Here is a 26,393-nt window from a genome sequence, read left to right as displayed (position 1 = left end):
GACTGGGCGAATCCGCTTCGGCGGCGCGCCCTCGCGCTGCTATACTTGATGGCTCTGGAACGAACGAGGCTGTAAGAGGTGCGCGATGATCGACGAGATCCAAGTTGAGAACCTGGCGCTGATCCGCGAGGCGACGCTGGTGCCGGCGCGCGGGCTGACCGTGCTCACGGGCGAGACGGGCGCGGGCAAGACGGCGCTGCTCTCGGCGTTGAAGCTGCTCATGGGTGCGCGCGCCGACAAAGACGCCGTCCGCGACGGCGAGGAAGCCCTCTCCGTGTCGGGGAGGTTCTACGGCGCCGTCTTTTCCGGCTTTGCGTCTTCCGACGATCTTGCGGGCCGGTCTTCCGCTGACGCGGTTGAAAGCGGGGAGGCGGACGACGGCGTTCCCGTCGAGCTGGTCGCCATGCGCCGCGTAACCTCGGACGGGCGTTCGCGCGTGTCCATCGACGGCCGCATGGCCAGCGTCGGCGAGCTGGCTCGCGCCATTGCTCCCACCATCGACTTGTGCGGTCAGCACGAGCACCAGCAGCTCATGAAAACGTCCCAACATGTTCGTATGCTCGATGCCTGGGCGGGCGACGCGGTGGTACAGGCGCGCACCGCCTACGAGGAGGCGTTCGCGACGGCGAACGCGGCGGCGGCCGAGCTGACGCGCGTGCGCGAGGCGGGCGAGGCGTCCTCGGCCAAGCTCGACGAGGCGCGCTTCGTGCTGCAGCGCATCGACGCGGTGGATCCGCGCGAGGGCGAGTACGACGAGCTGCTGGACGACCTCGCCCGCGTGGAGCATGCTGAGGCATTGGCTGTCGCTGCGAACGGGGCGCATGAGGCGCTTGCGGGCGAGCAGGGGGCCATCGACGCGCTGGGCAGCGCGGTGGCGGCGCTCGACGGTGCGGCGCGTTACGATGCCAAGCTGGGCGAGTTCGCCGACGCGTTGCGCGAGGCGGGCTACGTGTTGGAGGACATGGCGCGCGAGACGCGCGACTACCGCGAGGGCGTGGAGTTCGACCCCGAGACGCTGGCGCAGCAGCAAGAGCGCATGGCTTCGCTGCAAGGGCTCCTGCGCACGTACGGTCCGCGCATGGAAGACGTGCTGGCGCGTCGCGCCGAAGCGGCCGACCTCGTATCGCTCGTGGACGATGCCGCCGAGCGCGAACGCGCGGCGCAGCGGGAGCTCGACCTGGCCGAAGAGGCGCTCGCGCAGGCGGCGTCCGCGCTGGCCGACGCGCGCGCCGAGGCCGCCCCGCGGTTCGCCGAAGCCGTGACGGCGCAGATGGATCGCCTGGAAATGGGCGGGGCGCAGCTGGTGTGCGACCTCGCACCGCTCGAGCGCGTTCAGTGGACGAAGGCGGGCCCGCAGGCCGTGGAGTTCCTGTTCCGACCTGGCGCCGGCATGCAGGCGCGTCCGCTCGCGCGCATCGCATCGGGCGGCGAGGTCAGCCGCGTCATGCTGGCCGTGAAGGTGGTGCTGGGCGAGGTCGACGACGTGGACACGCTTGTGTTCGACGAGGTGGATGCGGGCGTGGGAGGTTCGACCGCCGTGGCGCTGGCCGACGTGCTGGCCGATTTGGCGCGCACGCACCAGGTGATCGTCGTCACGCACCTCGCGCAGGTGGCCGTCCGAGGCCAGGCGCACTACGTGGTGCGCAAGGCTGCGGGGGACGAGGGGGCCATGCCCGAAACCGACCTGCGGCAGCTGCCCGAAAGCGAGCGTCCCGCCGAAATCGCGCGCATGCTGTCGGGCGATGCTACCGAGACATCGCTTGCGCACGCGCGCGAGATGCTGGCCCGAGCGGCCGGATAGCCCAAGCGGGCGACTCGTTTTTCTTGCGTTCCGCGCCGTTCGCTGTTAGCGGCGATCCCCGTTGCGTTGTCTGCCGATGGCGGTTGTGCTGGAGATTTCCCCTGCGGTGCACAAAAAGATGCGACGTTTGACGCACGGGGCTGAGAAAAGGCGCGACAAAACGAAAGCGCGCTCCCTTGTTGGGAAGCGCGCTTCCTTGACCTGCTGTTTTCTTCGGCTGCTCGAATTGCTGCTGCAAGCTGCGACCGCGAAATATCAAACGTCGCGTCTTTTTGTGCAAAAAAGGACGCGTTTCGTGCAAGGACCCGCCGTGCTGGCGCTCGACGTGCCCTGTCCGTTGCCGGTGCCCTCTCTCGTTGGCTACGAGCGGTTGCTCCGCTTTTTCCGCGTGATCTGCATGGCGATCGCGCAGGTCAGCGTTACGCCGCCGGCGAGAAGCGCGATGCCCAGCGCAATTTGCGGCAGGGGCGCATCGCCCGTCGCGGCGAGTGCGGCGGCGTTCGCCGGTGCCTGCTTGGAGTCGGTCGTGCTTGGCAAGGGCTTGGGCGCATCGGGCTTCGACTCCGGCTTCGGTGCTGGAGTCTCGGGTTCCGGAGCGGGCGCCGGCGTGTCCGGCGTTGGGGGAACCGGGGGCGTGGGAGCCGCCGCGCCCTGCGCCGCGAGGAGCAACGGCCCGGTGACGACGCTCTTCTTGATCGCGATCGCGCCGGTGGCCGGGTCGTACGTGTAATCGGTGCCCGCGGCCAGTGCGAGCGTTTGCCCGTCGGCCGCCCCGCAGCGCACGTCGATCGCGTCGGGCAGCAGGTAGCCTTCGTTCGCGCTCAGCTGGTAGAGGTTCGCATCTGCGCCGTCCTTCTCGAACGCGGCGGTCAACGCGGCGGACGGTTCCGCCGGGAAGCCTGCAGCCGTGTTCTTCGGCATTGCGCTGGGTACCGCGGCAATGGACAGCCCGGTCAGGTTCGCGCGCAGCGGATACGCGCACGAGGTCACGGTGCCGCCCTGGTCGCTGATGACGTTCTCGAAGATACCGCCTTCGATGACGCCTCGGTTGGTCACGTCGCTAAGGAACGTGCCGCCTGCGATGGTTCCGTGGTTCGTCACGCTGCCGTTGAACGTGCCGCCCGTCAGGACGGCGTTGTTGTAGTCGGGGTCGGGATCGCCGTTGGTTACGGTGCCGTCGAACGTGCCGCCGGATATGGTGCCGCCGCCGGTGGTGGTGTCTTCGTCGTTGCTTGTCACGGAGCTGGTGGAGGAGAACGCGCCGCCCGCGATGACGCCCCTGCTGAGAATCTTGCCGCTGAACGTACCGCCTTCGATGGTTCCGAAGTTGTCTATTTCATCCGAGTTGAACGTGCCGCCTTTGATGGTGCAGGATCGGTTCTCGTCGGGATCGAACCTCATGTATCCGTTCTGCACGTATGCGTTGAATACGCCCTGACCTTCGATGGCTCCGCCGTTGTCCACTCCGATGTTGAACTCGCCGCCGCGTATCGTGCCGTCGTTGGTCACGTTGTTGTTTTCGCCGCCGTCGTTGAACGTGCCGCTCGAAATCACGGCGCCGTCGTAGTTGTTCACGTAGCCGTTGAACGTGCCTCCCGCGATGGCGCCGGCGCCGGCGTTGTTGGATGCGTTTTGCACGGTTCCGTGGAACACGCCGTCCTCGATGGTTCCCTGATTCTGCATGCGGCCGTTGAACGTGCCTCCGCAGATGGAGCCGCCGAGGTTGGAGCTGTTGCCGCTGTTCACCTCTCCGTTGAACGTTCCGCCGTTGATGGCGAAGCCTTTGAATATGTTCACGGACTCGTTGAACGTGCCGTCCTCGATCGCGCCGCTTCTCATCCCCATGACCATGCAGTCGAACGTGCCGCCCGTGATGGTGCCGGAGGAGGTGCTCACGTACGATTTTGTGGGATCGTTCGGGTCGCTGTTGAAGGTTCCACCTGCGATGATGCCCGCGTTTCCGATGCTTGCGGTGAACGCGCCGCCCCTGATCACGCCGCCCGCTTCGTTGCGCACGGCGAAACCGGACGTCTGCGACGCATCGACGAACGTGCCGTCCTCGATGACGCCCTTGTTCCGAAGGAGGTTCTCGCTCGAGACGTTGAGCGCGTGGCCCGTGAACGTGAACGCGTGCCCCGCGCCAAGCGTGAGCTTGCCGTCGGCGTACGTCCAGCCTTCTCCCGACGTGCCGATCGGCGCGCCGTCGGCGCCGATTTCGATGGTGACGGGAACAGCGCTCGCGAATGCGACGTTTGGGTCGAGCAGGCAGACGAATGCGAGGGCGGTAGCAAGAGCGATCAGGCGTTTTCTCATGGGAGTTCCCTTCGGGCAGGTTAACGCTCAGATGCTAGCATGCAAGGGGAGTCTGTAGGCGACCGCTGCGAAAGCGGTGGGATGCGCTGCGAAAAAAGACGGCAGCCAAGCGGCTGCCGTCTCAGGGGAGCGAAAAGGGAAGGGCGCGTTAGATGGACGATGCCATCGCTTCGTCGTCGGGGAGCGCGGCGGCTTCCTCGGAGCGCTCCAGTTTCGACGCCGCTTCGGCGTCGCGCTCGGCCAGGTACTGCTGCATGGAGTAGTGCGTGATGTCGGAGCGGTTGATCACGCCCACCACCTGGCCCTCGTCCAGCACGGGCACCTTCTTCAAGTGGTTCTCGCCCAACACGCGACACACTTCGGGAAGGTCGGCATGCACGTCCACGCCGATGATGCCCTTCGCGCCGATGCTCTTCGCCGGCATGCCCATGAGCTCGTCGAGCTTGCGGGCGAAGTCCTGGTTGCCGCCGTCGGCGTCCACGGTCTGCATGATCATGACCACGGGGTCCATCAGCATCTGCGATCGCTTCGACAGGTAGCGCATGATATCGCCGTCGGATACGAAGCCCACGGCCTTGCCCTGTTCGTCTACCAGCGGGGCGGCGCTGATGTGCCGGTCCATCAGCACCTGCATGGCTTCGGCCACGGTGGCGTTGGCGGGCAGCGTGTACACGTCGCGCTTCATGATGGACTCCAGCACCGTGCGGCGGGAGTTGTCCCGATCCTTCTCGGCGGCCTCGCCCGGTTTGTTCTTCACCAGCGCCACGACCATGACGAAGCCGACGAGGCACAGCGCGCCGGCTAGGGCGAACGCCACGTCGATGCCGAAGATGCTGGCTTGCGTGGGAGTCATCGTCCGGGAGCTCATGTTCGTGGCGATAGTGGAGGCCGAAACGATGATGGCGGTGCCCAGCGAGCCCGCCACTTGGCGGAACGTGTTGTTCACCGAAGTGCCGTGGTTCACCAGCTCGTTGTCGAGCGCGTTCATGCCCCAGGTGGTGATGGGCATGTTCACCAGCGACAGCGAGAACAGGCGCACGGTGTACAGAAGGGTCAAGGTGATGATGCCGGTTTCGGTGCTCAGGAATGCGAAGCAGAACGTAGTCAGCGTGAGCACGCCCATGCCCACGAGCGCCAGCACGCGCGGTCCGTGCTTGTCGAACAGACGGCCGGCGATGGGCCCCATGGCACCCATGATGATGGCGCCGGGCAGCAACACGAGGCCGGACACGGTGGCGGAGTAGCCCATGAGCGACTGCAGGTAGATAGGCACCAAGATGCCTGCAGCCAAAAGCGCGCCTTGCACCAACATGCCGATGATCGTGGCGATGAGGAACTTGCGGTTCTGCAGCACGCGCACCTGCAGCATGGGCTTCTCCATCTTCAGCTGGCGTCGGAAGAAGAACACGAGCGCTACCGCGCCAACGAGCGTGCCGGCGATAGCGTCGGCACGCAGGCCGTAGGAGCCGATGGTGGACAGGCCGTACAATAGGCCGCCGAAACCCAGCGACGACAGGATGACGGAGGGCACGTCGAGCGTGACGTCCTTCTTCGTTTCGCCGCCCTTCTGCAGCACGAACGCGCCGATAAGCACTACGACGGCCGACAGCGCGGTGATGATGTAGAACATATCGTGCCAGGTGTAGCGGTCGATGATGACGCCCGCCACGGTGGGGCCGATGGCGGGGCCGAACGCGATGACGATGCCGAACAGGCCCATGGCCGTACCGCGCTTGTCCACGGGGAACGTCCACATGAGCACCGTCATCACAAGGGGCATGAGGATGCCCGCGCCGGCGGCCTGCACGAGCCGGCCCAGCAGCAGCACGACGAAGCTGGGACCCCAGCCCGCAAGGAAGCTGCCCAACGTGAAGATAACCATGGACACGAGGAAGAGCCGCTTGGTGGTGAAGCGGTCCGTCAAGAAAGCCGTGATGGGGATCATGATGGCGTTCACCAGCGTGAAGCCGGTGGTGAGCCACTGCGCCATGGAGGCGTCGACGCTCATCTCGGTCATGACCGACGGCAGCGCCGGGGCGACGACGGTCTGGTTCAGAACCGTCACGAACGTGCCGAACACCAGCACGGCCAGCATGACGATCTGCTTGCGCGTTAAACCCATATACCTGTTCCTTCCGAATGTGCGCTGCGAACAAAAACGCCTTTGAAGGGGAGCTTGCAGCTAACCCGACTTCAAAGACGCCCGTTGTCATGCGGTTGACGTGATTTACACTCAGTATAAATATTCATTCGGTAGATGAAAAGTGCTCGGCAGTAAAGTTGTGGTACCCTGCACCGAAACGGCACATCGCGGCGATGAAAGGGTGCGCGCAACGTGGAACAGACAAAGCCGTCGGCGGAAGGCCTGCGGTATCGTAAGAAGCTCAAAGCCAGGCTTTCGGTGGAGCGAGCGGCGTTAGAGCTGGTCATCGAACGGGGCTACGACGGCGTGACGGTAGAGGACATCTGCGCCCGTGCCGAGATCTCCAAGAAGGCGTTCTTCAACTACTTCCCATCGAAAGCGGCCGCCATCATGGGTCGTCTGGACTCGTTTCCCGACGACGAACAGCTGGTTCGCATCCTCGAAGAGCATAGCGAAGCCTGCTACCTCGACGTGTTGGTCGGCGTAGTGGGAACGGGCGCCGCTTCGGGCGTGGACGAGGGCATTGTGAACCTGCGACGCGAAGCGCTGCGCTCCATGCCTCAGCTGTTCTTTCAAGGTCAGCGCGACATATTGGCTATTCAGCGCTCCATGGCCGACGCTTTGCGCGCGCATTTAGCCGAGTGCCCCGAACGGCGTATGCTGACGGATCGCTCGGTGGAGGAGGAGGCGCTTGTGGCGTCGTCGACCGCTATCGGCCTCGCCCGCACTCGCTCAATGCTGACCGTGTGCGGCGATTTGGAGCCGTCGGCGGCCGAAACGCGCCGCCTTGTCGCCGCGTACCTGTCGGCCGGCGACAAGGCGTGTCAAGGGGACGGGTGATTTGACACGCTTTGATGGTATCAAGGGAATGGTGCCAAAGGGGCGTGTGTCAAGACACCCGTCCCTTTGGCACGCCGGACACGTCCGACGGATGCTGTGAAAAACTTCTTGACAGCTTTTCCTAACACTGTGCTATAGTTTGCGCCACAACTTAATACCTTGAAACCGATGAGGCGAAGGTCAAGCCGTCATGAGCACTCACAGAGAGCGGGCGCAGCTGGGATTCCCGCAGTAAGCTGGATGGTAAATGGATCGCCGAGGGAAAGGGGAAAGGAAGGCGCGGCGCGCAAGCGGCCGGGCTGACCGAGTATCTGGACCGTGAGCCTGCGTTAAGGGCAGAACATGTGTTGGCATGTTCGTGAGAGGGTTCTGCATCGCGGAATCAACTGTGAAGGTGGCACCGCAGGTTTACAAGACCTGTCCTTCGATGAGAAGGACAGGTCTTTTTCATTGCGGGGGCGCACAGCGCCGAGGCCATGAGGTTGATTGCGCGGAGTGATCCTCGTCCGCGAAGTTCGTGCCGGCAAACCAGACGCCCCGGGAGGGGCACGCGACCGGCGGGGACTCCGCCAAGAGAGGATTGAGGAACATGGAACAGCAGATCAAGCGCGAGGTTGCGACGCAAACGGCGACGGCAGGCGAGGCGTCAGCGCCGCGCAAGCGCGAAGTGGCGGCGGCGCCGAGCAGGGCGGGCCTGTCCACGCAGGACCTCATCCTCATCGCCGTGCTGCTGGCCGCGGGCGCGGTGCTCAAGCTGACGGTGGGCTCGCTGCTCTCGTCGATGGGCATGAAGCCGAACTTCATCATCGCGATGTACTGCCTGGCCATCATCCTGACCCGTCCGAAGCTGGGACAGGCCCTGGTCATCGGCCTGCTGGCCGGCCTCATCTGCCAGATCCCCCTGTTGAACGCCACGCCGCTTCTGAACATCCCCTCCGAGGTCCTGGGCGCGCTCGCCTGCGGCTTGCTGATCAAGGTGCCCCTGCGCATCGGCGGCAAGCTCGACCTCAACCCGCTGGTGAACACGTTCGTCTCCACGGTGGTGTCCGGCGGCACCTTCGCCCTGCTGTCCGTCTACATCAACGTGGTGTCCACGGGCGGCGACGTCATGGTGGCCCTGGCCACGTACGCCGCCATCGTCTTCGGCACCGCCACGTTCAACTGCATCCTCGTCCAAGTCCTGGCCATGCCGCTGAAGAAGGTGCTGAAGCGCTAGGGTTTCGCCGTTCTCCGAACGGCGAAACAGCCCGCCTCGCTGACTCACTACGCCAACCTGCGACCCCAGAAAGACTCTTTCATGATCAAGATACGCGACTTCACGTTCCGGTACCGCGAGGGCGACCGCCCGGTGGTCAGCGGCATCGACCTCGACATTCCCGACGGCGCGTTCGTCGGGATCACCGGGGCGGCCGGCTCGGGCAAATCCACGCTGACCTACGCGCTGAACGGCATCATCCCGCATTGCTATCCGGGCGACTTCTACGGCTCCGTCGTCGTCGACGGGCTGGACACCTGCGAAGTCGCGCTCACCGACGTGTCGCGGCTGGTGGGCAGCGTCTGCCAGGACGTCGACAGCCAGTTCGTCACGTCGGTCGTGGAGGACGAGATCCTGTACGGCCTGGAAAACTTCGGCGTGCCGCGCGGCCAGATCGAGGATCGCGTGGCGCAGGCGCTGGCCGACATGGGCATCTCCGAGGTGCGCGACCGCGTGATCTCGTCGCTGTCGGGCGGGCAGAAGCAGAAGGTGGCCATCGCGTCCGTCCTGGCGCTGAACCCGCGGGTGCTCGTGCTGGACGAGCCTACCGCCGAACTCGATCCTCTGAGTTCGCGCACTGTGTTCGACCTCTTGGCGCGCTATGCGCGCGAGCATGGCGCCACCGTCGTGGTGGTGGAGCAGAAGATCGCGCTGTTGTCCCAGTACGCCGATATGCTGGTCGTCGTCGACGAGGGGCGGATTCGCTTCGCCGACGCCCCCGCGCAGGTGCTGGAACATTCGGACGAGCTGAAGGCCATCGGCGTGAACTGCCCGCGTTCGACCACGCTCATGAACCGCCTGCGCGCTGAAGGCCTGTACGCCGGCGCGCCCGTCCGTAACGTGCGCGAGGCGCGCGAGGCGTTGAAGGAGGTGCTCGCATGATCGAGTTCCGCGACGTGCACGCGTCCTACGACGGGTCGGCTCCCATCCTGAAAGGCGTGAGCTTCACCATCCGCGACGGCGAGTTCGTCGCGTTCGTCGGCACGAACGGGGCGGGGAAGTCCACCACGATGCGCCTGATGAACGGCCTGCTCAAGCCCGATGCCGGCCAGGTGCTCATCGACGGCGTCCCCACGAGCGACCTGCGCACCAGCGAGCTGGCCCGCCGCGTGGGCTTTTTGTTCCAGAACCCCGACAGCCAGATCTGCTGCAACACGGTGCGCGAGGAGCTGCTGTTCGGCTTCAAAGCGCTGGGGCTGGACGGACCGGACGCCGACTCGCGCGTCGACGCGATCGTCGAGGAGTTCGCCTTCGACCCCGACGACGACCCGTTCCTGTTGAACCGCGGCGCCCGCCAGCTGCTGGCGCTGGCGTCCATCGTGGTGCTCGCGCCGCCGGTGGTGGTGCTCGACGAGCCGACCACCGGCCTGGACTATCGCGAGTGCGTGAAGGTCATGGACATCATCCGCCGCATCCACGAGCGAGGCACCACGGTGGTCATGGTGTGCCACGACATGGAGGTGGTGGCCGATTACGCGGCGCGTTGCATCGTGATGAGCGGCGGCGAGGTGGTGGACGACGCTCCCACGTTCGACGTGCTGCGCAACCGTGAAACGCTCGAGCGCGCCTCGCTCGTCCCGCCGCAGATCGTGGAGCTGTCGCTTGAGCTGGGCCGCGAGATGCCGCACCTCGCGGACGGGCCCGTCGGCCGCGCCAACACGCTGGACGAGATGGCCGCGGCCGTCATGGAGGAAGTTCGGACGAGCGAAAGGAGCGTGTGCGCATGAGCTCGTTTCTGGAATACGTGCCCGGCACCAGTCCGCTGCATCGCATGAACCCGGTGGCCAAGCTGGCGGCGGCCGCGGCGTTCGCGCTCGCGTGCTTCTGCTCCAGCAACCTCGCGTTCTTGGCCGTGCTGCTGGCGGCAGGCTTCGCGCTGGCCGCGACGTGCGGCATGGTGAGGCCCGCCATCGGTCTGGCGAAGGCGGTGTTCGCGTTCTCGCTGATCTTGGCTGTAGTGCAGGTGCTCACGACGCCCAGCGGCGCGGTGCTGGTAGAGCTGCCGTGGGGCTACGTCGGCACGGGCAGTCTGCTGGCGGCGTTGACCACGGTGGTGCGCCTCGTGGCTGCGGCCATCCCGCTGTTCCTCGTGTTCTACGTCACCAAGATGAACGACATCACGAACGCCGTGGTGAAGGTGCTGCACGTGCCGTACAAGTACGCGTTCACCTTCACATCCACCATCCATTTCATCCCGATGTTCATGAACGACATGAAGGGCATCATGGAAGCGCAGACGGCGCGCGGCGTGGAGTTCGACGCGGGCGGCATCGTGCGGAAGGTGCGCCTGATGGTGCCGCTGTGCGTGCCGCTGCTGGTGTCGTCGGTGCGCAAGACCAACAGCGCCGCCATAGCCGCGGAGGTGCGCGGCTTCAACCTGCGCACCGCGACAAGCGGCTACAAGGAGTACCCGTTCGTCGCAGCCGACGTGGCCGCGATGGCGGGATCCCTCGCGCTCGTTGCGATCGCCGTGGCCCTGGGAGTGCTGCTGTAACGGCTGCGGAAGCGGTTCGCTAGCCTGGAACTCCAGAGATAGAAGTGGCGGAGAAAAACCTCCGCCTTCCCGTCAGGCCCGGATCTTTCGACCAGCCCGAATGCCTACATAATACAGGTTGGAGCCAGCAAGCGCAATCGAACAAACGGTGGAGATTCATCAACCGCTCAGGCATCGATGTCCTTGCACGCGAAGTACGAGCCGATGATGCTGATGAGCGCCCAGGCTGCAAAGACGACCATGGTGGCGGCGAATGCGAGATCGCCGTCGAAGAGGATGCCGCAGACGATCATGAGGATGCCGGCGGGGATGGACGTGCGCGCGCCGAAGCGCTGGCCTTTCTGCCACGCGGCATCGCTTTTCTGGGTCCACGGCAGGCGAACGCCGAAGGCCGAGTTGCGGGTCGCTTTGGGCATGAGGTAGCCGAGGAACAGCAGCGTGGCGCCGATGACGAAAGCGGCGATCTTCGACATGCCGGCGTCGGGAGCGCCGAGGGAGATATCCGAAACGTCGTGCGACAGGATGTTCAGGGATGCGAACACCGTCACGGCGATGAAGATCGCCTGCATGCCGACGGTCAGCTTCATCATGGTTGCGCGGTTGCCTTCGTCGCCGAACCTCGTAAGCAACATCATGAACAGGCCGAACGCAAGCGCGAGAGCGGGCGCGGTGAAGCTTTCGAACCTGCTGCCGATGCGGTCGATCTCGCCGCCCGTGAAATGGACCGGCACCTGGTCGGGCATGATCGCCACGAACGCCGCCGTCACGGCGACGTCGATAGCGAACAGAACGCCGACGGCGATGTAGCCCTTCTTCATGATGCGTCCTTTCGGTTCGCTCCCTTTCAGCGGCTCTCTCGCCTTCCAGTATAGATCGTCCGGGGGGGGGGTCGGTCAACGCGGGGTTTTCGGCGGCTTGCCGCGCGCGTCGGGCGAACCTTGCAGACGACCGACACTATCGCAGACCGTACGGCCGCTTCGCCGCCGCTCGGTCGGATTGCGCTCGGCTGCACGGTTCTTCAACGGCCTTCCAACAAGTGGGTTCAGCGACGCTCGCCGGTGCCGCGCGGCGACGGCCGGGCGCTACGATGGCGGGAAAGCTCCCTGATCGGAAGGATCTCGCCACATGTTCACCATCGGATGCCACCGGGCTCGCGCGAACGCGTAGAACCTGCGACATTGCACACGAGCCGTTCGGTCCGGCGCTCCTATATGCTACTATGTGCGTCACGATTAAACCATCGGAAAGGATGCGGGCATGTTCACCATCGGCTGCCACCTCTCAAGCGCGAAGGGCTATCTCCACATGGCGAAGGACGCCGTGTCCATCGACGCCAACACGTTCCAGTTCTTCACGCGCAACCCGCGCGGCGGCCGTGCGAAGGCCATCGACCCGAAAGACATCGCGGCCTTTGCCGCCTATGCGCCCGAGCATGGCATCGAGCGCATCCTGGCGCACGCGCCTTACACGCTGAACCCCGCCTCCGACAAGCAGCAGACGCGCGATTTCGCGCTCATGGTGCTGGCCGAGGACCTCGGCCGTATGGAGGAGACGCCGCATCAGCTGTACAACATGCATCCCGGCAGCGCTGTCGGCCAGCCGTGCGAGGTTGCCATCGCCAAGATCGCCGACGCGCTGAACCAGAGCCTGCTGCCGCATCAGACCACCACGTTGCTATTGGAGACGATGGCGGGGAAAGGCAGCGAGATCGGCGGCACGTTCGAGGAGCTGGCGGCCATCATCGCGCAGGTGGAGCTGGAGAGCCACGTGGGCGTGTGCCTGGACACGTGCCACGTGTGGGATGCGGGCTACGACATCGTGGGCGACCTCGACGGCGTGCTGGAGGAGTTCGACCGTGTGATCGGGCTCGACCGTTTGCATGCCATCCACCTCAACGACAGCATGAATGCCCGCGGTTCGCACAAGGACCGCCACGCCCGCATCGGCGAAGGCGAGATCGGCTTCAAAGCCCTGGCCGCCGTGACGAACCATCCGAAGCTGCGCGACCTGCCGTTCTACCTGGAGACCCCCAACCCGGATCTCGCAGGCTACGCCGAAGAGATCGCCGCGCTGCGCAGGGCGCATGAATAGGCGAGCGTTCGCGCGGCCGCTTATTCGATGACCACGGCTTGCGCGCCCAGTTCGTAGTAGCGAACGGCGAACTGCTGGAGATCGTAGCTCACCTGGCCGGCCAGCGAGTCGCTGACCAGCACGAGGCCTTCGTTCAAATCGTAGCCGCTCACCACCACGCAGTGGCTGTTCGCGTATAGACGGTAGGTGCGGCCGTTTTCGCGCGCCGTCCGGTAGGCGGCGCCGGGCGGCTCCAGCCCTATGGTGCACCAGGCGATGACGGGGTTGCCGCCGGCCACTTGATCGAGTACTTGGTCGAGCGACGAGCCGGTTATGTCGGTCGCCTCCAGGGAAGATCCTTGCGCGGCCAGATAGGCGTCGGCGGTTCGGACGATTGCCGGGGCCATGCAGCTGTGGCCGTCGGTCGAATGCGGGTCGCCCATGAACGCCGTCACGAAGTCGTCTTCGCTCAAAGGAAGCCAGTTGTCGGCGATATCCGTTTTTCCCAGGTTGAACCCGAGCGATAGCAGCGCGTTCGTTAGCGCCACCGACTCGCAGCCAGTGGGCAGCTCGGGGTTCTGCGCTAGGGCGGGCACCTCCAGGGAGGCGGAGCGTTGCGGATGCGAGACGTCTTCTTGCAACGAAGCAACGTCCTGCGCCGCGCGCTTCTCTGCGTCTATATCGGCTGCGGCCGGGGGAAACGACAGCATGGAAAACGAAACCGCGCCCGCCAACAACGCTGCCGCGCCGAAAAAGCACAGGCGTGCGGCGGTCCAGCGTCCGCGCCTTCGCCTGAAAATCGGGCGCTCGCGGCTGGCGAGCGGATTTGTCTGACGGGCGAACAGCCGGCGTCGGTAGGCGGCGGTTCGAATGCGCGAGGCGCGTCTGCGGGGCGATTGTGCAGCCATGCTCGCACCTTTCTCTTGGGTCGGCCTGCTTCTAGCTTATCGGCGGATGTTGAAAACAACCTGAAAGAAATTCGTGAGAAAGCCCTTCGCTTCAAACACGTCAGTCGTTGACGAATTGTTTCACGAGTCGCAAAACCTCCTCATGTTACTCAAGGCGTGCATGCCGCATCGCTGCGATCATGGAGCGGCATTCCCGAATCGGAGTGGCTCACCGAGATCCAGGTGCCGGTGGAGAAGAGGTAGCTCTCGGCAATTGCTTTCCATGTGATAACATTTCAGCCGAGAGACGAGAGCCCCTCCCCGTCGGGGGAGGGGCGGCGAACGATAGGAGCGGCCATGCTGCATGCGGTGAAGGTGAAGCCCGACGTGTACTGGGTGGGCGGCATCGATTGGAACGAGCGTAACTTCCACGGATACACGACGGATCGCGGTTCCACGTACAACGCCTACCTTATCATGGACGAGCAGGTGACCCTTATCGATACCTGCAAACCGGCTTTCGCCGGCGAACTTATCGAGCGTATCAGCGAGGTGGTCGATCCGGCCTGTATCGAGCACGTCATCGTCAACCACGTAGAGCAAGATCACTCCGGCGCGGTTCCTGCCATTTCCTACCTCGCTCCGCGTGCGAAAATTTACGCCAGCGGTCCTCACGGTGTGAACGGTTTGACCGCCCATTACGGCGACCGCGGCTACGTGCCGGTCAAGACGGGCGATACCCTGCGCATCGGCAAGCGAACGCTTTCCTTCACTCAGACCATGATGGTGCACTGGCCCGACAATATGGCCACGTATTCCGAATACGACCGCATCCTGTTCTCCAACGACGCGTTCGGCCAGCATTTCGCGTCGTCGAAGCACTTCGACGACGAGGTGGGCCTGCCCGAGGTGCTGGCGCAGGCGAAGAAATACTACGCCAACATCGTCATGCCGTACTCGCGCCATGTTCAAAAGGCGCTCAAGTCGTTCGAAGGGTGCGAGGTCGACATGATCGCTCCCAGCCACGGCGTCATCTGGCGCAGCCATGTGGCCGAGATCCTGGGGGAGTACGGGCGGTGGAGTTCGCTCGCCCCCGATGACAGCGCTATCGTCGTGTACGATTCCATGTGGCACACCACCGAGGACATGGCGCTCGAAATCGTGGAGGCGTTCATCGAGTGCGGCGTGCCCACCCGGCTGTTCGACCTCAAGGCGAACCATATCTCGGACATCATGACCGATCTTTTATCGGCGAAGTTCGTAGCCGTAGGGTCGCCAACGCTGAACAACGGCATGATGCCCACGGTTGCCGCGTTTTTGTGCTACCTCAAGGGCCTCTCGCCGAAAGCAGGCTGGGAGGGGCGCGTGGGCATCCCGTTCGGTTCCTACGGTTGGGGGACCAACGGTCCCGACGAGGTTGCTGCGGCGTTGGAGGCGTGCGGCTTCGACTTGCCTCTGGGCACGCTGAGCCACCAGTGGATCGAGGACGAGGATCACCTGGCTCGGTTGCAGGAGACCATCAAGCAGGGCGTGGCAGGCTAAGGGCGCCGTTTCTGAAGGTGTCGCGTTCTTTGCATTCGCGCTTGCGCCCGTCGCAGCGCGAGCGGCGCGTGCTTCGGATGCGATCAGTCGTCCAGCAGCTCGAACCCGTAGCAGTCGGTGTCTTGCATCGTGTGGAACACGCGACGCACGGTAAGCGTATGGGCATCGTAGGTGTAATAGATCCAGTAGCGCTTCACGAGTACGCGGCGATACCCCTGATGATCGAGATCTTCGTCGAAGAACGGTTGGCCGAGTTCGGGAAGCTCGGCGGCTCTCTCGATTGCGGCGAAGATGGCATCGGCGGTATTTCGAGCGGCTTGCGGCGACTTCAATGTAAGTGCGATGTATACGAGGATGCCATCGAGATCGACGCTGGCCCGCGGCCTGAACTCAATCGTGCGCACCGAGATGCTCCGCTGCTTCGATGAGCTGATCCACGCGCGCCTTCACTTCGTCGTACGAGACGGCGGCGGGTCGATACTTCTCTTCTATCTCGGCTTCGCGCAGCTTGCGCACGGCGCGCTCGTGATGCAGATGCTCGTCATAAGCGTCGCTATCGATGACGATGAGCGAGGCGGTGCCGTTTTTCGTCATGATGATGGGCTCGCGCGACTCGCGAGCGAGGTTCTCGATATCGTTCAAACGAGTGCGCAGATCGCTGATGGGCCTGATCTGGGGCAAAGCGGCTTGCATAACCATACGTGCCTCCTAGCAAAATTTGTTATATATTTATAACAAATTTTATATCTAATTTTTGATTATCCGTATAAACACTATACTTTCAAATATTTTGAAGTATAGAAAAGCACTCATTTTACCACGAATTTACCATAATTAAACGAGCCTTGATATGACTATAAATAACACTAAAAAGACCTCACACCTAAACGGTGTCTTTTTTAAAAGCAGTCAATCATAAGACCAACTGCTTTGTAAATATAGATATTAAATTGTTAAGCTGAGATTTTACTTAGATTTATCTTTCACTGGTTTGCTATTTTCATCATTTTCTCCTTCAAGCCATGCCATTATGCCAAAGTTACAAAATGGATAAATTATTACTTCTTTATAAACTTCTTGCTCACAACGAGGGCAGATGACATATTCTTCACCTTTTACATTTTTTAATTACCGAAATGCCCTTTTTTATTTGCAAATTACATGTCTTATAGCTTACCATGTTTTTCGTATCTTGCGACTCTTGATATTTTGTTATCCTCATCTACAAATACTACTTTAGGTGGATTTTTCTTTACCTCTTCTGGAGTCATCTGTGCATAGCACATTATGATTATCTTATCACCTGTCTGAACACATCTTGCAGCAGCTCCATTGAGACATATCATTCCGCTGCCTCTTTCTCCTGCAATTGTGTATGTCTCAAATCTGTTCCCATTATTTATATCTACGATACTTACCTTTTCATACTCCAAAATTCCGGCACTGTCAAGTAAGTCTTCGTCTACAGTGATGCTTCCTACATAATCAAGTTCTGCTTGAACTACTGTAGCTCTGTGTATCTTCCCCTTTAACATTTCAAATGTCATATTTAACCCCCGTTTAACCTTCGTAAATAAAGTTGTCAATCAATCTGGTTTTGCCGATATAAACTGCCATGGCAACTAGTACTGGTGCTGTCATCTCCTTGACCGGTTTAACTGAAACAGCGTCTACAGCCTGAACATAATCTATTTTCGCCATAGGCTCAGTTTCAATAAGCTTAATCATTTCTGATACAATTTTATCTGTATCTTTTTCTCCTGCTTTTGCCATATCTTCTCCGAGCTTAACTGCTTTGCTTAAAATTAGTGCCGCCTTTCTCTCATCTTTGCTTAGATATGTATTTCTTGAACTCTTTGCAAGACCATCCTCTTCTCTAACTATAGGGCAGCCCACAATTTCGATATCAAAGTTCAAATCTCTAACCATTCTTTTTATAATCGCAAGCTGCTGTGCATCCTTTTGACCAAAGTAAGCTCTGTCGGGATTTACAATATTAAAAAGTTTAGATACTACTGTGCCTACACCCCTGAAATGTATTGGTCGTGATTTTCCACAAAGTTCCTCTGAAAGACTTTCTATGTTTACATATGTTGAAAAATCGTCAAAATACATATTTTCCGGCTCAGGATTAAATATTAAATTAGCACCTGCCTCCTCACATAGCATAGTATCCCTTTCCAAATCCCTCGGATAGCTTTCCAAATCTTCCCCTACTCCAAATTGAGTCGGATTTACAAAATCACTGACAACAACTCTATCGTTTTCTGAAACAGCCCTTGTAATTAAACTCTTATGTCCTTCGTGCAAAAATCCCATAGTAGGAACAAGACCTACTGTAAGACCTTCTTTCTTCCATTCTTTGACTATAACTCTCACTTCATCTACGGTTTTTACTATTTTCATCGTTCTATCTCCTAATATAACTTGTTAATTACATCTTCTGAAATTTTAAATGTGTGTTCAGGTGCTGGAAAGCTTCCCTGTTTAGTTTCTTCTATATATGCAGCAAAGGCTTCTTTCATTACATCTCCTACCTTTGCGAATTGTTTTACGAATTTAGGTGTAAAGTCAGAGACCATTCCAAGCATGTCCTGATAAACGAGAATCTGTCCATCGCAGCCAGATCCTGCACCTATTCCTATTGTAGGAATATTAATGCTTTCAGAAATAATTTCCGCTAATTTTGCAGGTACGCATTCCAAAACAATCGCAAATGCTCCTGCTTCTTCAACAGCTTTTGCCTCTTCAATGAGTTTCTTTGCTCCCTCTTCACTTTTTCCCTGAACTTTAAAGCCTCCAAAAACGTTCACTGACTGAGGTGTAAGTCCAATATGTGCCATAACAGGAATTGAAGCAGCTGTAATAGCTTTAATCTGTGGACAAACAGAGGCTCCACCTTCTAGCTTTACTGCTTGACATCTTCCTTCTTTCATAAGTCTTCCTGCGTTATACATGGCCTCTTCAACTGAAACTTGATATGACATAAACGGCATATCTCCAACTACTAAGGCATCTTTGGCACCTCTTGTAACTGCTCTTGTATGGTGAATCATATCTTCCATTGTTACCGGCAAAGTATTTTCGTATCCGAGCATAACCATGCCAAGAGAATCTCCAACGAGAATACCGTTAATACCTGACTGGTCCATCAATTTAGCTGTCGAATAGTCATAGGCTGTCAGCATTGTAATCTTATCGCCCTTAACCTTCTGTTCTTTAAAAGTGGATACTGTGTTTTTCATTTTTAATTACCTCCGTCATCTTCAAATAGTCACTGTCTAAATGTTTTTCCTGTGCAATACTGAGAAGCTTTTCTGAAAGCAAAAGATATATCATCTCATATCCCACCTTTTCCTCAGACTCGTTTATCCATGCTGCCTTAATAGCTTCAATGTGTTTTGTGATAGTCGACAAATCATTTCGCTCAACAGGACCTGTGAGGGCAGCCGCAACCCCTTTTTCTGCCAATGTGTCGGCATTTCCAGTAAACAAAGGCACTAAGGCTTTCTTTGCATCTTTTTTATCAAAGCCGCATTTTACAAGCATTTCAGCCCCCACTTGAAAAAGTCCGTTTACGAGATTGCTTACAACTACTGCACCGCAGTGGTAAAGAGATTTATTTTCCGCTCCCATTGCGATTACCTTATTTCCTGCTCGCTCAAAGATACTCTTAATCTCATCTAGATTCTCTGCCGAACCCTCCACAGTAAAATAAGCCTTATTCAAGTGTTTCCATGATTCGCACTTATCACTTATTGCATATAGGGGATGTACCGAATAGATATTTGCACCGAGGTTTTCACCATCAAAAAAAACGGTTGATGAAATCGAACCGCTGCAATGACAAATATTTTTATTTTTAATATCCAGATTCTTCATATAATCCCATACTTTGCTTATCTGTCCATCAGGCACAGTAATAAACAGGGTATCACTGTCACTTAAGATATTCTCTATACTCTTATATAGTTTTGTGTTAGTAAAATCTGCTGCTGATTTAGCTGATTCCGGTGATTTGCTGAAGTAACCCGTAATCTCTACGCCGTTTTCCTTCAGGTATTTTCCAAGGGAAAATCCTACTTTCCCCGCTCCGATAAATCCTGCTCTCATATCGATCACTCCTTTCTGGGAAGTGACAATCATGAAAATCTGCATGGATGAGGTCTCGTTCAAACTGATATAATCCTCATGGTTTACTTAAAATTTTATACCCTTGTGCAAGAAGGAGCGTACGGAAATCGCAACCGGCTACGCCGTGCGTCGCGCATAGCCGGTTGCGTGGGGCGCGTTTAGCGCATCAACATGCGCAGCAGCTTGATCTTGTCGCCGAACGGGGGGTTGCGGATGGGCATCTCGATCCAGGTGCCCTTCTTCAGCGTCGACTTGTAGTGCGTGAAGCAGTCGAAGCCCACCTTGCCGTGGTAGGCGCCCATGCCGGAGTTGCCCACGCCGCCGAAGCCCATGTGGTTGTTCGCCAGGTGGATGACCACGTCGTTGACGGTGGCGCCTCCGAACGGCAGCTCGCGGATCACACGCTGCTGCACGGCTTTGTCGTCGCTGAACACGTACGTGGCCAGGGGTTTCTCGAACGTGCGCACGATGGCGAACGCCTCGTCCAGCGTCTTGTACGTGATGACCGGCAGCACCGGTCCGAATATCTCCTCGTTCATGACGGGGTCGTCCAGCGTCACGCCGCGCAGGCACGTGGGCTCGATGCGCAGCGTGCCTGCGTCGCCGCGCCCGCCGAACGCCACCGTGGCATCCGGGTTGCGATGTTCGATCAGCCCCATCACGCGTTCGAAGTGGCGTTGGCTGATCATGTGCGGCCATTCGTCGCACGCGAGGATGTCCTCGCCGTAATACTGGTGGAAGCACGCGTCCAGCTGCCGCACGAAGTCGTCCGCCACGCGCTCGTGCACGAGAAAGTAGTCGGGCGCGACGCACGTCTGCCCGCAGTTGATGCCCTTGCCCCAGGCCACGCGCTGCGCTGCGCGCTTCACGTTCGCCGTTTCGTCCACGATGCAGGGACTCTTGCCGCCCAGCTCCAGCACCACGGGCGTGAGGTGCTTCGCCGCCGCCTCCATGATGGCATGGCCCACGTTCGGGCTGCCGGTGAAGAATATCTGGTCCCAGCGCACCTCCAGCAGCCAGTCGTTCATCGCGCCGGAGCCGGGGAAGCCGCAGACGAACTCGGGCGGGAACACGTTTGACAGGATATCGAGCAAGAGCTCGCTCGTGTGCTTCGACGTGCGCGAGGGCTTGAGCGCCACGCAGTTGCCGGCCGCGATGGCGTCCACCATGGGCACGAGCGCCAGCTGCACGGGGTAGTTCCAGGGGCTCAGCACCAGCACCACGCCCAAGGGGCTGGGGTGCACCTTCGACGTGGAATGGAAGTGCACGATGGGGGTGGGCACGCGGCGCGGCTTCGACCAGCTGTTCAGGTGCTTGAGGCAGGTGTTGATCTCGTCGTAGACGAGGCCCAGCTCGGTGGCGTAGCCTTCGAAAGGGGCTTTGCCGAGGTCGGCGGTCAGCGCGGACAGGATGCGCTCTTCATTCGCCTTGAGGTACGCCTTCAGTTTCGCGAGCGCCTGGCGGCGGTAGTCGACGTCCAGCGTGGCGCCGGTCAGGAAGAAGTCGCGCATCTTCTGCGCGGCGGCCTCGACGTCGGCGATGCTCTCGTAGGAGGGGGTGGCGGTCATGCGGGCTCCTTCGCTTGCTTTAGTAGGCGGCTTCAAGGACGGCCATCGCGTCCTCCAGCGTGATCTCGGTCTCGTTGTACAGCGCGGCGCCGTCGTAGCGCGCCTGCTTGGCCACGGCGGGCAGGTCGTCGCGCGACACGCCCAGCTCGGACAGCGTGAGCGGCACGCCGTACTCGCGGTGGAACAGGTCGTTCAAGGCGGTCAGCTCGTCGAGGAACGCGCGATCGAGCGCTTCCGGCGCCGCGCCGGCGCCCAAGGCCGCGGCGCGAGCGGGCGCGAGGACGTCCAGCAGCTGGCCGTAGAGTCCGGCGTGGATGCCTCGATCCAGGTTGAACCGCACGCAGTGGGGGAGCAGCATCATCATGGCCTGGCCGTGCGGGATGCGGCAGAGGCCGCCCAGCGAGTGGCCGATGGCGTGCACGATGCCCACCATGGCGTTCGAGAACGCCGCGCCCGCCATAAGCGAAGCCAGCGCCAGGCTGGTGCGCGCTTCGGTGTCGGCGCCGTTGCGGCAGGCCGTGGGCAGGTTCGCCGCGATCAGCTCGACCGCCTTCGCGGCGAACGCGTCGGACACGGGGTTCTTCTGGATGGACGTGTGCGCCTCGACGGCGTGGGTGAGCGCGTCCATGCCGGTGGTGGCCGTCAGCTTCGGCGGCAGCGACGAGGTGAGCGCGGGGTCGAGGATGGCCACGTGCGGCACCAGCTTGTACGAGGTGAACGACAGCTTCGCATGCTTGTGCGTGTCGGCCACCACGGCGACCAGCGTCACCTCGCTGCCGGTGCCGGCCGTCGTGGGCACGGCGATGAACGGCGGCAGGTCGGCCTTCAGAATCTCCGAGCCTTGCAGCGTGGCGAAGTCCACGCCCTCGCAGGCCAGCGACGCGGCCGCGCCCTTCGTCGTATCGATGACCGAGCCGCCGCCGATGGCCACGAACCCGTCGCAGCCGCGTTCGGCGTACAGGCGCGCCACCTCGTTTACCACGTCCATCGACGAGTCGGGAGGCACCTGGTCGAACACCTCGTAGGGCACGTCGGCGGCATCCAACACGCCGGTCAGCTTCGCGGCCACGCCCAGCTTCACGAGGCCCGCGTCGGTCATCACCAGCGGGTGCTTCATGCCGCGGTCGGCCACCTCGTCGGGCAGCTTGTCCAGCGCATGCGCGCCACAGACGATTTTCGTGGGGCAACAGAATTCGAATCCTTGCATGGGCTTCTCCTTGCAGGTTGGATAGCGCTAGGCGCGCGGGGCGGACGGTGCGAGCGGCTTCGGCGTGCGGTACGCGGCGCGCCAACCGAAGAACAGCTTCAGCAGCGCCGTGAACATATAGGTGAGGGCCACGCCCGTGTTGTTGGGCCCGCGCGTGGAGAACGCACGCTGCGCGAGCGCCGCCTTCAGCGTCACGCCGCCGGTGAAGCAGGCGAACGCATAGGCCAGCGACCGGAACGCGATGACGTAGTCGACGGTGAAGGCCTGCGCGTCGGCGCTGGCCAGGCCGCTGCCGGGCTCCACGTCCGAGGCGATGGCGGCGGGAGGAACGCGCTTGAACGAGCCGGATGCGGTGCGGCGGCATGCGCACGCCAGATCCGTCCCGTTCACGGATAACATGAACGTATAGCCCGGCTCGAGGTAATCAACCTCCGCGCGGATCTTGGGCGACACGTGCTTGAAGACGTTGATCAGATGCGGCAGCAACCGCAACAGCACGCGGACGTACAGGGATTGGAACCATGTTCCCGCGCTGCGGCGCGGTCGCGGCGATTCAGCCATGCGATCTCCTCCGACGGCATCGTTGTTCGTTCGTATCTTACATGCGCCGCCTGCTTCGCGTAGCAAAGTTCTTCGGAAAATCGGCTGTTCGGGCGGCATGCGTCGCTCGCGTGCGCCTGCGGGTGTACAACTCGGTTGCGTTCCGTACACCAAATGGTGTAATTCCATGACGCAAAGGTGACATTTGCTCGCAAGCGTCTCTGATCTGGGAAGGAGCGTGCTAAGGTGACGGCATTCAAAAATGAAAAGCTTGGCGATCATAGACCAGCACGAATCGAAGGAGCGTGAAGCACATGACCGATACGCATGGCAGCACCCCCGGCAACGGCCCCGTGCCGCCGACGCAGGGCGACGAGCATGCCCAGCATGCCGCCCCCATGGGGCAGCAGCCTTATTATCAGCAGCAACAGCAGTACTATCAGCAGCCTCAGCACCCGCAGCATCCGGCAGGAGGAGTGACCGTCGAGAAGAAGTCGCACGGCGGACGCACGTTCCTGCTCGCCTTCTGCGGTGCCGCCGTCGCCTGCGCCATCGGTTTGGGCGGCTTCGGCATCTGGCAAGCCACTGCGGGCGGTAACGATTCCGGATCCTCTTCGTCTGCGACGCAGCTGGGTTCGCAAAACTCCGGCAGCATCAACGCTACCGACGCCGAGTCCGACCAGACGCTGGCAGAGGCTGTCGCGCAGAAGGCGCTTCCCTCCGTGGCCGCCATCGATGTGTACACGAACCAGTCCAATGCGGGCGGCATGTACGGTTTTGGGGCCGGCAACGGATCTGAAGCCGGCACGCTGACGAAGTCCTCGCTGGGAAGCGGCGTCGTGCTCACCGCCGACGGCTACATCATCACGAACAACCACGTCGTAGAAGGCGGCAGCGCGTACAAGGTCACCATCGCGGGCGAGACCTACGACGCCGAGGTCGTGGGCAGCGATCCCAGCTCCGACGTCGCGGTCATCAAGGCCAAGGATGCCAGCGGCCTTACGCCCATCGAGATCGGCGACTCCGACAAGCTCGTCATCGGCGAGTGGGTCATGACCATCGGCAGCCCGTTCGGCCTCGAGCAGTCCGTTGCCACCGGCATCGTGTCGGCCACGAGCCGTTCTCAGATCGTGAACGCCTCCACCGATCAGTACGGCAACAGCACGGGCGAATCCACCATCTACCCGAATATGATCCAGACTGACGCCGCTATCAACCCCGGTAACTCCGGCGGCGCGCTCGTCGACGCGGACGGCAAGCTCATCGGCATCAACACGCTGATCACGTCGTACTCCGGCAACTACTCCGGCGTCGGCTTCGCCATCCCGGTGAACTACGCGGTGAACCTCGCCCAGCAGATCATCGACGGCAAGACCCCGACCCATGCGCAGCTCGGCGTGTCCCTCTCCACCGTGAACGCGCAGAACGCCAAGCGCTACGGCCTGTCCGTTGACGAAGGCGCCTACGTGGCGGCCGTCAGCGAAGGCTCCGGCGCGGCCGAAGCCGGCTTGCAGGAGGGCGACATCGTCACGAAGTTCGACGGCAAGGACGTCGCATCCGCCAGCGACCTCATGCTGGACGTGCGCTCCAAGAACCCGGGCGACAAGGTGACGCTCGACGTGAACCGCAACGGCGAGACCAAGCAAGTCGAGGTCACGCTCGGCTCCGATGAAAGCTCCCAGAGCGCGTCGACCCAGCAGAACAGCGCGCAGGAGTCTATGCTCGAGCGCCTGTTCGGCGGCGGCTCCGGCAGCTCCCAGCAGGACGCTGCCTAGCCTGCGCGACACGCACCATCCCCTCTCCTAGCCGAAGGGCCGCATCGAGCAAGATGCGGCCCTTCGCGCGTTGGATCCGCGACTTCGCGCTTCTGCGCGTCCCTGCGGCATCTTTCGTCCCTGTCATCTTTTCCCTGCAGCGCCTCCCCCGCCTTTGCTCTGCCTTCGCGCTTCTGCGCGTCCTGTCGCCCTCGTCTTTCCCGTCTCTTAGCGGCGCTCTTGCGCGCGTGTCGCACTTTTTCGCCCTGTGCGGTAGAAATCGATCGGTTGGGTAATTCGGCCGGACCGTCTTCGCCGATCGATTTTTCCGCCACCTGGGGTTATGCTCCGTTTGCTTTCACGCGTCGCTCTCGGGCGCGCTTTTCCTAGGGTTCGAGATTGCCCAACCGTTTCGTTTTTACCATCAGACGGGGATTTTCCCCTCACATGGCAACCGTCATGAAGGAGGAGCCCAGCAGTTCGCCGTGCAGCTCGTGCTGTTTGGTGCGCCACGCTTGCTGGTCGCATCGCGGACGGAACCCGAGCTGCCTCGACAGGGTGCGTGCGATATGATCGAGCTCGATGAGGTTTCGGACCGTTCTTGTTGTGACGGTCAAGACGGAGACGCCGCGGTCGAGCAGGTTGTTGCGCCGTGTCGCGTCGTCGGCCATCTTGTTGACGGTTCCATGGTGCTCGCGGCCGTCGTATTCAAGCGCGATGTTCGCGTTCGGCCAGATCAAATCACAATAGTAGCATTTGTCATCGACTGCGAGCCTCGATCGCCCTCGAGGGTTCACGGCGTGGTTCATACGCGGTTGGGGAAGCGCGTACCCGCCCATGCGGAGCGGGAGGCAGAGCAGCATGGCCATGGTCGTTTCCATCGGGGAGGCGGAGCCTGCGACGAGGTGCTTGAGGGCTTTTCGGGCTTTGACGGTTCCCGGCATGTTCGCGGCTTTGTCCAGGAAGCGCGCGAGGCGGGCGGGAGTGGTGAAGGGGCGCTCGAACCGGAAGTCCGCTTTTCCAACCGTTGCCACTCCATATGTGCCGCACAACTCGAATCCAAGCCTGATCAGCGCGGGAAGCGACAGCTCCGAAGCCATTTGCACGAAGCAGAGCTCGGGCGAGCTTGCAAGCACGTTGCGGGCGATGCGTACGAACGATCCTCTGGGAAACATTGCGGAGCTCACGTGGCAGGCGACTTTCCCGCATCTGCTGCGTGCCGCTTGGCTCGGCACGATGACGTGCAGGGGGAGCGCGATGCCCTCGAGCTCCGGCATTCTGGCAAGCTCGCGGATCAGGAGTTCGGTGACCTTGCATTCTGAGGGCAGCGGTTCGTCTTTTCTCCAGGAAGGGCTTCTGGAGTCCTGACAGCGCGCGAGCGCACCCGAGCTGATTTCGAAAGACGACCAGAACGTCAGCGACGAACTATGACTCAGATAGATATCCATGAAGTGAAAAATAACATGGGGGATTCAGCCTCATCGACCGGGAGACGATGCTGTTTACCAGGCGTAACGAGATGTGGAAACCGCATGGAAAACGCGTTGGATCTGCGTTGGTTCCGCGCCAAATTTGCGTAAGAACCGCGTTAGAATTGCGCTAGATCGGGGTAGCGTCGACCGTCTATCGCAAAAGGCCGCTGGCCGCAGGCCGTCGCCGCGCGCTGAGGGCCGTGCGCGCGGGGCGACGGTCGGAAGGGAAGGAGCGAACATGGACGAACTCGAGCTTCGGCATGCGGAGGCCCACTACGCGGAGATGCCGCGCGACGGGTACAGCGGCAGGTGCGAGATGCTCCTGCCCGAGGATCTGCGCGGCATGCGCGTGCTGGACCTGGGATGCCGCAAC

General features: G+C 61.0%; 23 protein-coding genes. 9 read left to right on the top strand and 14 right to left on the bottom strand.

From position 1 onward, the window contains the following. Positions 1 to 85 precede the first annotated feature (85 nt). Entirely contained in the window at positions 86 to 1,801 is a 1,716-nt protein-coding gene (gene recN / locus HMPREF1023_RS11935; RefSeq protein ID WP_009306619.1) for a DNA repair protein RecN, read from the top strand. A gap of 360 nt (positions 1,802 to 2,161) precedes the next feature. On the opposite strand, the gene HMPREF1023_RS11930 is transcribed toward recN, so the two are convergent. Both HMPREF1023_RS11930 and HMPREF1023_RS11925 read right to left on the bottom strand, forming a co-directional pair. Next, complete coding sequence (locus tag HMPREF1023_RS11930; protein WP_009306618.1) at positions 2,162 to 4,114, bottom strand: hypothetical protein; 1,953 nt, start codon at positions 4,112 to 4,114, stop codon at positions 2,162 to 2,164. Positions 4,115 to 4,262: 148 nt separating this feature from the next. Then, positions 4,263 to 6,236 carry an MDR family MFS transporter gene (locus HMPREF1023_RS11925; protein WP_009306617.1) on the bottom strand — a complete coding sequence of 658 codons (1,974 nt, stop codon included), beginning with the start codon at positions 6,234 to 6,236 and terminating at the stop codon, positions 4,263 to 4,265. A gap of 213 nt (positions 6,237 to 6,449) precedes the next feature. Here HMPREF1023_RS11925 and HMPREF1023_RS11920 point away from each other — a divergent pair, with 213 nt between their 5' ends. The 5 genes from HMPREF1023_RS11920 to HMPREF1023_RS11900 all read left to right on the top strand — a co-directional run bounded on the left by HMPREF1023_RS11920 (position 6,450) and on the right by HMPREF1023_RS11900 (position 10,846). After that, positions 6,450 to 7,097 carry a TetR/AcrR family transcriptional regulator gene (locus HMPREF1023_RS11920; RefSeq protein WP_009306616.1) on the top strand — a complete coding sequence of 216 codons (648 nt, stop codon included), beginning with the start codon at positions 6,450 to 6,452 and terminating at the stop codon, positions 7,095 to 7,097. Between the two features lie 589 nt (positions 7,098 to 7,686). Next, positions 7,687 to 8,313, top strand: coding sequence for a tryptophan transporter (locus HMPREF1023_RS11915; protein WP_009306615.1), 627 nt, complete (start codon positions 7,687 to 7,689; stop codon positions 8,311 to 8,313). Between the two features lie 81 nt (positions 8,314 to 8,394). Continuing rightward, positions 8,395 to 9,234: an energy-coupling factor ABC transporter ATP-binding protein gene (locus tag HMPREF1023_RS11910; RefSeq protein ID WP_009306614.1), complete on the top strand. Its 840-nt coding sequence runs from the start codon at positions 8,395 to 8,397 to the stop codon at positions 9,232 to 9,234. Beyond that, a complete protein-coding gene (locus HMPREF1023_RS11905; protein WP_009306613.1) occupies positions 9,231 to 10,079 on the top strand; it encodes an energy-coupling factor ABC transporter ATP-binding protein in 849 nt (282 codons plus the stop codon). Before HMPREF1023_RS11910 ends, HMPREF1023_RS11905 begins: the two co-directional genes overlap by 4 nt. After that, positions 10,076 to 10,846 carry an energy-coupling factor transporter transmembrane protein EcfT gene (locus HMPREF1023_RS11900; protein ID WP_009306612.1) on the top strand — a complete coding sequence of 257 codons (771 nt, stop codon included), beginning with the start codon at positions 10,076 to 10,078 and terminating at the stop codon, positions 10,844 to 10,846. Before HMPREF1023_RS11905 ends, HMPREF1023_RS11900 begins: the two co-directional genes overlap by 4 nt. A 167-nt stretch (positions 10,847 to 11,013) precedes the next feature. Here HMPREF1023_RS11900 and HMPREF1023_RS11895 read toward each other — a convergent pair whose 3' ends face one another. After that, the gene (locus HMPREF1023_RS11895; RefSeq protein WP_009306611.1) at positions 11,014 to 11,664 is read right to left on the bottom strand and encodes an SdpI family protein; all 651 of its coding nucleotides are present in this window, start codon (positions 11,662 to 11,664) and stop codon (positions 11,014 to 11,016) included. A 439-nt stretch (positions 11,665 to 12,103) separates the two neighbouring features. Between HMPREF1023_RS11895 and HMPREF1023_RS11890 the strand changes: the two genes are divergently transcribed. Continuing rightward, complete coding sequence (locus HMPREF1023_RS11890; protein ID WP_009306610.1) at positions 12,104 to 12,937, top strand: deoxyribonuclease IV; 834 nt, start codon at positions 12,104 to 12,106, stop codon at positions 12,935 to 12,937. 20 nt (positions 12,938 to 12,957) lie between these two features. Here HMPREF1023_RS11890 and HMPREF1023_RS11885 read toward each other — a convergent pair whose 3' ends face one another. After that, the gene (locus HMPREF1023_RS11885; protein WP_009306609.1) at positions 12,958 to 13,824 is read right to left on the bottom strand and encodes a C39 family peptidase; all 867 of its coding nucleotides are present in this window, start codon (positions 13,822 to 13,824) and stop codon (positions 12,958 to 12,960) included. Positions 13,825 to 14,160: 336 nt separating this feature from the next. Between HMPREF1023_RS11885 and HMPREF1023_RS11880 the strand changes: the two genes are divergently transcribed. Next, positions 14,161 to 15,345 (top strand): FprA family A-type flavoprotein, encoded by a 1,185-nt coding sequence (locus HMPREF1023_RS11880; RefSeq protein ID WP_009306608.1) that lies wholly within the window; start codon positions 14,161 to 14,163, stop codon positions 15,343 to 15,345. 83 nt (positions 15,346 to 15,428) lie between these two features. Here HMPREF1023_RS11880 and HMPREF1023_RS11875 read toward each other — a convergent pair whose 3' ends face one another. The 9 genes from HMPREF1023_RS11875 to HMPREF1023_RS11845 form a co-directional block, all read right to left on the bottom strand. After that, positions 15,429 to 15,749: a type II toxin-antitoxin system RelE/ParE family toxin gene (locus HMPREF1023_RS11875; RefSeq protein ID WP_009306607.1), complete on the bottom strand. Its 321-nt coding sequence runs from the start codon at positions 15,747 to 15,749 to the stop codon at positions 15,429 to 15,431. Next, on the bottom strand, positions 15,736 to 16,044 hold the full coding sequence (locus HMPREF1023_RS11870; RefSeq protein ID WP_009306606.1) for a type II toxin-antitoxin system Phd/YefM family antitoxin: 309 nt from the start codon (positions 16,042 to 16,044) through the stop codon (positions 15,736 to 15,738). The genes HMPREF1023_RS11875 and HMPREF1023_RS11870 overlap by 14 nt, the downstream gene beginning before the upstream one ends. Before the next feature lie 467 nt (positions 16,045 to 16,511). Next, positions 16,512 to 16,892 (bottom strand): aspartate 1-decarboxylase, encoded by a 381-nt coding sequence (gene panD, locus HMPREF1023_RS15300; RefSeq protein ID WP_004847071.1) that lies wholly within the window; start codon positions 16,890 to 16,892, stop codon positions 16,512 to 16,514. Positions 16,893 to 16,905: 13 nt separating this feature from the next. Next, complete coding sequence (gene panC / locus HMPREF1023_RS11865) at positions 16,906 to 17,751, bottom strand: pantoate--beta-alanine ligase (RefSeq protein WP_004847070.1); 846 nt, start codon at positions 17,749 to 17,751, stop codon at positions 16,906 to 16,908. 11 nt (positions 17,752 to 17,762) lie between these two features. After that, positions 17,763 to 18,590 (bottom strand): 3-methyl-2-oxobutanoate hydroxymethyltransferase, encoded by an 828-nt coding sequence (gene panB, locus HMPREF1023_RS15295; protein ID WP_004847068.1) that lies wholly within the window; start codon positions 18,588 to 18,590, stop codon positions 17,763 to 17,765. Further along, entirely contained in the window at positions 18,565 to 19,503 is a 939-nt protein-coding gene (locus tag HMPREF1023_RS11860) for a Rossmann-like and DUF2520 domain-containing protein (RefSeq protein ID WP_004847063.1), read from the bottom strand. Before HMPREF1023_RS11860 ends, panB begins: the two co-directional genes overlap by 26 nt. 134 nt (positions 19,504 to 19,637) lie before the next feature. Further along, positions 19,638 to 21,047: an aldehyde dehydrogenase gene (locus tag HMPREF1023_RS11855; protein ID WP_009306602.1), complete on the bottom strand. Its 1,410-nt coding sequence runs from the start codon at positions 21,045 to 21,047 to the stop codon at positions 19,638 to 19,640. Between the two features lie 19 nt (positions 21,048 to 21,066). After that, entirely contained in the window at positions 21,067 to 22,254 is a 1,188-nt protein-coding gene (locus HMPREF1023_RS11850) for an iron-containing alcohol dehydrogenase (RefSeq protein WP_009306600.1), read from the bottom strand. Positions 22,255 to 22,281: 27 nt separating this feature from the next. Further along, on the bottom strand, positions 22,282 to 22,815 hold the full coding sequence (locus HMPREF1023_RS11845) for a hypothetical protein (RefSeq protein WP_009609320.1): 534 nt from the start codon (positions 22,813 to 22,815) through the stop codon (positions 22,282 to 22,284). Between the two features lie 293 nt (positions 22,816 to 23,108). Here HMPREF1023_RS11845 and HMPREF1023_RS11840 point away from each other — a divergent pair, with 293 nt between their 5' ends. Next, entirely contained in the window at positions 23,109 to 24,569 is a 1,461-nt protein-coding gene (locus HMPREF1023_RS11840) for a S1C family serine protease (protein WP_009609330.1), read from the top strand. 422 nt (positions 24,570 to 24,991) lie between these two features. Here HMPREF1023_RS11840 and HMPREF1023_RS11835 read toward each other — a convergent pair whose 3' ends face one another. Then, on the bottom strand, positions 24,992 to 25,735 hold the full coding sequence (locus HMPREF1023_RS11835; RefSeq protein WP_227101308.1) for a hypothetical protein: 744 nt from the start codon (positions 25,733 to 25,735) through the stop codon (positions 24,992 to 24,994). Positions 25,736 to 26,393 lie beyond the last annotated feature (658 nt).

Origin of the sequence: Eggerthella sp. 1_3_56FAA, assembly GCF_000185625.1 — a bacterium.
Lineage (GTDB): Bacteria > Actinomycetota > Coriobacteriia > Coriobacteriales > Eggerthellaceae > Eggerthella > Eggerthella lenta.
Note: the sequence above shows the minus strand (reverse complement) of the source record. Positions and strands in the feature narration are given on the sequence as shown.

Coding starts and splice junctions, on each gene's coding strand:
- recN (WP_009306619.1), top strand. CDS start 86: ATGATCGACGAGATCCAAGTTGAGAACCTGGCGCTGATCCGCGAGGCG.
- HMPREF1023_RS11885 (WP_009306609.1), bottom strand. CDS start 13,824: ATGGCTGCACAATCGCCCCGCAGACGCGCCTCGCGCATTCGAACCGCC.
- HMPREF1023_RS11855 (WP_009306602.1), bottom strand. CDS start 21,047: ATGACCGCCACCCCCTCCTACGAGAGCATCGCCGACGTCGAGGCCGCC.
- HMPREF1023_RS11860 (WP_004847063.1), bottom strand. CDS start 19,503: ATGCAGATTTTCATGATTGTCACTTCCCAGAAAGGAGTGATCGATATG.
- panD (WP_004847071.1), bottom strand. CDS start 16,892: ATGACATTTGAAATGTTAAAGGGGAAGATACACAGAGCTACAGTAGTT.
- panB (WP_004847068.1), bottom strand. CDS start 18,590: ATGAAAAACACAGTATCCACTTTTAAAGAACAGAAGGTTAAGGGCGAT.
- HMPREF1023_RS11890 (WP_009306610.1), top strand. CDS start 12,104: ATGTTCACCATCGGCTGCCACCTCTCAAGCGCGAAGGGCTATCTCCAC.
- HMPREF1023_RS11900 (WP_009306612.1), top strand. CDS start 10,076: ATGAGCTCGTTTCTGGAATACGTGCCCGGCACCAGTCCGCTGCATCGC.
- HMPREF1023_RS11850 (WP_009306600.1), bottom strand. CDS start 22,254: ATGCAAGGATTCGAATTCTGTTGCCCCACGAAAATCGTCTGTGGCGCG.
- HMPREF1023_RS11870 (WP_009306606.1), bottom strand. CDS start 16,044: ATGGTTATGCAAGCCGCTTTGCCCCAGATCAGGCCCATCAGCGATCTG.
- HMPREF1023_RS11930 (WP_009306618.1), bottom strand. CDS start 4,114: ATGAGAAAACGCCTGATCGCTCTTGCTACCGCCCTCGCATTCGTCTGC.
- HMPREF1023_RS11840 (WP_009609330.1), top strand. CDS start 23,109: ATGACCGATACGCATGGCAGCACCCCCGGCAACGGCCCCGTGCCGCCG.
- HMPREF1023_RS11915 (WP_009306615.1), top strand. CDS start 7,687: ATGGAACAGCAGATCAAGCGCGAGGTTGCGACGCAAACGGCGACGGCA.
- HMPREF1023_RS11845 (WP_009609320.1), bottom strand. CDS start 22,815: ATGGCTGAATCGCCGCGACCGCGCCGCAGCGCGGGAACATGGTTCCAA.
- HMPREF1023_RS11925 (WP_009306617.1), bottom strand. CDS start 6,236: ATGGGTTTAACGCGCAAGCAGATCGTCATGCTGGCCGTGCTGGTGTTC.
- HMPREF1023_RS11895 (WP_009306611.1), bottom strand. CDS start 11,664: ATGAAGAAGGGCTACATCGCCGTCGGCGTTCTGTTCGCTATCGACGTC.
- HMPREF1023_RS11880 (WP_009306608.1), top strand. CDS start 14,161: ATGCTGCATGCGGTGAAGGTGAAGCCCGACGTGTACTGGGTGGGCGGC.
- HMPREF1023_RS11910 (WP_009306614.1), top strand. CDS start 8,395: ATGATCAAGATACGCGACTTCACGTTCCGGTACCGCGAGGGCGACCGC.
- HMPREF1023_RS11905 (WP_009306613.1), top strand. CDS start 9,231: ATGATCGAGTTCCGCGACGTGCACGCGTCCTACGACGGGTCGGCTCCC.
- panC (WP_004847070.1), bottom strand. CDS start 17,751: ATGAAAATAGTAAAAACCGTAGATGAAGTGAGAGTTATAGTCAAAGAA.